This is a genomic window from Ochrobactrum sp. C6C9, assembly GCF_022627935.1.
In the GTDB taxonomy this organism is placed as follows: Bacteria; Pseudomonadota; Alphaproteobacteria; order Rhizobiales; family Rhizobiaceae; genus Brucella; species Brucella teleogrylli.
Map to the genome: position 1 here is coordinate 1 of NZ_JABXGB010000106.1, position 563 is coordinate 563.

Consider the following 563-nt stretch of genomic DNA (forward strand, 5'->3'; position numbering starts at 1 on the left):
GCCTCAAGGCAAGCGAGCAGCGTAGACCAGAGATCGCCAAGGCGCGTGATCTTTGGATCAATCGCCGAAAGCGGTTCTTCAACAAGGCCTTGTCGCGTCTCATCTTTATCGATGAGACTTCCACGAATACGCGCCTGACAAAACGCACCGGATGGTCTGCCAAAGGCAGGCGCTTTGCCGCCTATGCGCCCTTCGGAAAATGGAAGACACAGACCTTCATTGCCGGACTGCGCTGCCATGGCCTGACCGCGCCATGGATCGTCGATGCACCGATGAACAGCCGCATCTTCGAAACCTGGATCGAGACACAGCTTGTGCCGACACTGTCAGCCGGTGATATAGTCATCCTCGACAATGTCGGCTTCCACAAAAGCCGGAAGGCTGAGCAACTGGTCAAGGCAAAGGGCGCTTGGTTTCTCTTCCTGCCGCCCTATTCGCCGGACCTGAACCCAATCGAAATGGCTTTCTCAAAACTCAAGGCACTTCTGAGAAAGCGAGCAGCACGCAGCTTCGACGCCATCTCAAAAGCACTTGGCGATATCATCAGTCTCTTCTCCATCAAT

At 54.9% G+C, this 563-nt stretch carries 1 protein-coding gene; it reads left to right on the top strand.

Translation table 11 applies throughout. The features are described from left to right. The coding region (locus tag HWD97_RS24260; protein WP_371835810.1) for an IS630 family transposase at nucleotides 1-563 on the top strand (563 nt) is incomplete at both ends.